General features: G+C 61.1%; 4 protein-coding genes. 1 reads left to right on the top strand and 3 read right to left on the bottom strand.

From position 1 onward, the window contains the following. The 3 genes from ACEW8G_RS02655 to wecC all read right to left on the bottom strand — a co-directional run. Positions 1-1,195: UDP-glucose/GDP-mannose dehydrogenase family protein (locus ACEW8G_RS02655; protein ID WP_373486898.1), on the bottom strand; the 1,195-nt coding region annotated here is incomplete at its 3' end. A gap of 77 nt (positions 1,196-1,272) precedes the next feature. After that, on the bottom strand, positions 1,273-2,268 hold the full coding sequence (locus ACEW8G_RS02650; RefSeq protein ID WP_373486897.1) for an NAD-dependent epimerase/dehydratase family protein: 996 nt from the start codon (positions 2,266-2,268) through the stop codon (positions 1,273-1,275). 18 nt (positions 2,269-2,286) lie between these two features. Beyond that, complete coding sequence (gene wecC / locus ACEW8G_RS02645; RefSeq protein WP_373486896.1) at positions 2,287-3,585, bottom strand: UDP-N-acetyl-D-mannosamine dehydrogenase; 1,299 nt, start codon at positions 3,583-3,585, stop codon at positions 2,287-2,289. A gap of 123 nt (positions 3,586-3,708) precedes the next feature. Here wecC and ACEW8G_RS02640 point away from each other — a divergent pair, with 123 nt between their 5' ends. Beyond that, positions 3,709-3,939 (top strand): hypothetical protein, encoded by a 231-nt coding sequence (locus ACEW8G_RS02640; RefSeq protein ID WP_373486895.1) that lies wholly within the window; start codon positions 3,709-3,711, stop codon positions 3,937-3,939. Positions 3,940-4,135: the final 196 nt, after the last annotated feature.

Genomic DNA, 4,135 nt, shown 5'->3' with positions numbered 1-4,135 from the left:
GCGGCAGGTTGAGCGCACGGAACACGTCCCATTCGGTGACGATCACCGCCGCATCAGCCCCCTCAAGCGCCTGGTAGGTGCCTTCAGCCATAGTGACGCCGGGCATCAGATCGGCGGCGGCCTTCATTCCTTCGGGATCATAGGCAACAACCTCGGCGCCGGCATCGATAAGCCCCTGCGCGATAACGATGGCGGGGGCATCGCGCATGTCATCGGTGTTGGGCTTGAATGTCAGGCCGAGCAGGGCAATACGCTTGCCATCGACAGACCCACCCATGGCGTTGATCACCTTGCGTGCCATCGCCCGCTTGCGCAGGTCGTTGACGCGCACCACCGCCTCGACAATCTGCAGCGGCGCTTCATGGTCCTGCGCGGTTTTCATCAGCGCCAAGGTGTCCTTGGGGAAGCAGCTGCCGCCATAGCCGGGGCCAGCGTGAAGGAACTTCGCTCCGATGCGGCCGTCAAGGCCGATCCCGCGCGAGACATCCTGAACATTGGCACCCACCTTTTCACAAAGGTCGGCCATTTCGTTGATGAAGGTGATCTTGGTCGCGAGGAACGCGTTGGCGGCATATTTGATCACCTCAGACGTGCGCCGTGAGGTGAACAGGATCGGCGATTCGTTGAGGAACAGTGGCCGGTAGATTTCGCGCATATATTCGCGCGCCCACTCGACCTCGGTGCCCACCACGATCCGGTCAGGGCGCTTGAAATCGCCAATGGCCGCGCCTTCGCGCAAAAACTCGGGGTTTGATACGACCTCAAAATCGCAACTCGGCGCGATCTGGCGGATGATCTTTTCCACTTCGTCCCCGGTGCCCACCGGCACGGTTGATTTGGTCACGATGACACAGCGTTTGCGGATTGATTCGCCGATCTGCTTTGCGGCTTCGCGCACATAGCTCAGATCAGCAAAGCCGTCGCCGCGCCGAGACGGGGTGCCCACTGCAATGAACACCGCATCGGCATCAGCCACGCTGCTGGGCAGATCGGTGGAAAACGACAGCCGCTCGGCCTTCACATTGGCCGCGACAAGGCCTTCCAGACCGGGCTCGTAGATCGGCATGATGCCAGCCAGCAAGGCGTCAATCTTGCGCTCATCAACATCCACACACACGACGTCGTGGCCAAAATCTGCAAAACATGCGCCAGACACCAGGCCAACATAACCTGAACCGATCATCGCGATTTTCATAAACGTATTGCTCCGGAGTCACCACGACATATCGCCCCTCTATGCGGGCTGACCAATGAGGTCAAATGCGATGCGGATCAGCAGGTGTATTCGCGATACCAGGTAACAAATCGGGGTATGCCGGTGTCGATTGAGGTGGATGGTGCATATCCCAGATCATGGGCGATCGCATTGATATCGGCATATGTTTCATAGACATCGCCGGGCTGCATCGGCAGGAGGTTGCGAATCGCGGGATTGCCGCACGCGGCCTCTAGCACCTCGATCATCCGTGAGAGGGTTTCGGGCTGGTTGTTGCCGATATTGTAGATAGTATGCGGGCTGATGCTGCCCCCCGGCTTGGACTTGCCATCGTCGGCTGGCGGGTGGTGGAGCGCGGCGATCACCCCGGCAACGATATCATCGATGTAGGTGAAATCGCGGCGCATATCGCCATGATTGTAAACGTCAATGGGCTTGCCCTGCAAAATGGCAGCGGTGAATGTCCACAGCGCCATATCGGGCCGTCCCCATGGGCCGTAGACGGTGAAGAAGCGCAACCCCGTGAGCGGCACGCGGTAGAGATGCGCGTAGGTCTCGCTCATGAGTTCATCCGCCTTTTTGGTCGCGGCATAGAGCGAGACCGGGTGATCAACCCGGGCATCGACACTGAACGGGCTGATGGCGGTATTGCCGTAGACCGACGAAGACGACGCATAGACGCAATGCGCTACCTGCCGATGCCGCGCCAGTTCAAGCAGGTTGAGATGCCCCACCAGATTGGACTGCACATAGGCACGGGGGTTGTCGATGCTGTAGCGCACGCCTGCCTGCGCCCCCAGATGCACGATCCGGTCGATATCATGAGGTCCCAGCACCGCATCAAGCGCTTCATGATCGGCAAAATCGAGCGCATGGAAATTGAAGCGGCCATGGTTGAGCTGGGCCAGGTCCGCAAGCCGCGCGTGCTTCAATGCCGGGTCGTAATAGGGGTTGAGGTTGTCGATGCCGATGACATGCTCGCCGCGCGCCAGCAGTGCCCGCGTGGTTGCATGGCCGATGAACCCGGCTGCGCCTGTAACCAGAATTGCCATGCCAGCCGCCCTAGCCGGTCAGCCGACCAGGCGCAAATGTCCGGGGGTCGGTGACGCGGCGGGTTGATCGGGCCAGATGCCGCGCGTGTCGTAAACAATCTTGCCGGCACGCTCGGCCAGCGGGATCGACTTGAACACATCGTGATCGACCAGCACGATGAACATGTCACAGCTTTCGATGGCGTCATCCAGATCAATCAGGCTGCTGTCCAGATCAGCATAGGAGGCAGGCAGCTGCTCCGCAAAGGGTTCAACGATCGCAATCCGGCTGCCAAACCGCTGCGCCAGCGCCAGAGCCACTTTGTTTGCTGGGCTTTCCCGGAAATCGTCAATGTTCGCCTTGAATGCGAGGCCAAGGCAGGCGACGCGTGACGGCTTGTGCGCCTCGATCATCGCGCCGGCCTTGGCCAGCACATGGGCAATCTTGCCATCGTTGACGCCGCGCGCGGTGCGGATCAGGGGTGTTTCATCAGGCGCCCCATGGATGATGAACCAAGGGTCTACCGCAATGCAATGGCCGCCGACGCCGGGGCCGGGCTGCAGGATGTTGACCCGCGGGTGGCGGTTGGCTAGGCGGATAACCTCCCACACATCTAGCCCCATCTTGTCTGCGACGATCGACAGCTCGTTGGCAAAGGCGATGTTGACATCGCGAAATGCGTTCTCGACCAGCTTGGTCATTTCGGCCGAACGCGCATCGGTGGTCACGCATTCACCGCGCACGAAGCGCTTGTAAAACCCCAGTGCCTTGCGCGCGCAGCGCGGGGTGATGCCGCCGATCGAACGATCGTTGTTGGTCAGTTCCTCAAGGATGCGCCCGGGCAGGACGCGTTCGGGGCAATAGGCAATCGCAATATCGGGGATGTCGCCGGTGAGGCCGGGGATTTTCAGATCTGGACGCAGCCGGGCAATCAGATCACGCATCTGCTCGGTCGTGCCAACGGGTGATGTCGATTCGAGGATGATGCAGTCACCGGGCTTGACGACCGCAGCAATATTGCTCGCGGCTTGCAAAACGTAGCTGATATCGGGCGCGTGCTGGTCGTCAAACGGTGTGGGCACCGCGATCACGAAGATGTCGGCAGGCTCAATGCTGAGCGAGGTGCGCAGCATGCCGCGCCCGACCACCCCCTGGACCAGCCCATCCAAATCGACCTCCTCAATGTGGATACGACCTTCGGCGATGGTCTGCACGACGTGTTCGCTGACGTCGACACCCAACACCCGGCATCCCGACCGGGCGATGATCGCGGCTGTCGGCAGGCCGATATAGCCCAGCCCCAGCACGCAGACTTCGGGTTTCTTGTCAGACAGCATCGGTGAAGCTCCGCATTTGAGGCTGCCCACAGCTGCGCAGGCATCGCGGGCAAGGCATGATATGTCTATGCGCCGCGCAAGTTAAAAAACCGGTAAGCGATCTTCGTCGCATCAGAAAGAACAATGAGACTTTGGCCGATGATCGCCGCTGGGTTCATCGTCGATCGGGCTCCGCCTTCGCCCGCTCGATCACCATTGCTCGGTGCGACCGACCTGTCCGCCATGGCGCGCAGCATTTATGCGGAGAACCGCAAGGTCGCGAACGGCAAGGCGCAGCGCGTGCTTGGGTGGAGCCCACGCTACCCCGATTATGAGGCCGAATTGGCGCCGATTCTAGCGAGGGAGAGTAAGTAGTTGCTGTGCCGGCTCACCTCCGCTCAGGCTGAGCGTGCGTGGATGTGGGCGCAAGTCACTCCGCCCGCAGCGGCCGTGAAAGCAGAGACGCCACCGCGTCGCCCGCCGCGACATCCCCGGCGAGCAGCGCGCACACAGTATCGACAATCGGCATCGCGACGCCACGCGCGGCGGCCACCCGTTGCAGCACCGGCGC

It is taken from the genome of Blastomonas sp. (assembly GCF_041747255.1).
GTDB lineage: Bacteria > Pseudomonadota > Alphaproteobacteria > Sphingomonadales > Sphingomonadaceae > Blastomonas.
Note: the sequence above shows the minus strand (reverse complement) of the source record. Positions and strands in the feature narration are given on the sequence as shown.

What these genes read in the sequence shown, in the direction of transcription:
- ACEW8G_RS02650 (WP_373486897.1), bottom strand. Translation starts at nt 2,268, where the DNA reads ATGGCAATTCTGGTTACAGGCGCAGCCGGGTTCATCGGCCATGCAACC.
- wecC (WP_373486896.1), bottom strand. Translation starts at nt 3,585, where the DNA reads ATGCTGTCTGACAAGAAACCCGAAGTCTGCGTGCTGGGGCTGGGCTAT.
- ACEW8G_RS02640 (WP_373486895.1), top strand. Translation starts at nt 3,709, where the DNA reads ATGAGACTTTGGCCGATGATCGCCGCTGGGTTCATCGTCGATCGGGCT.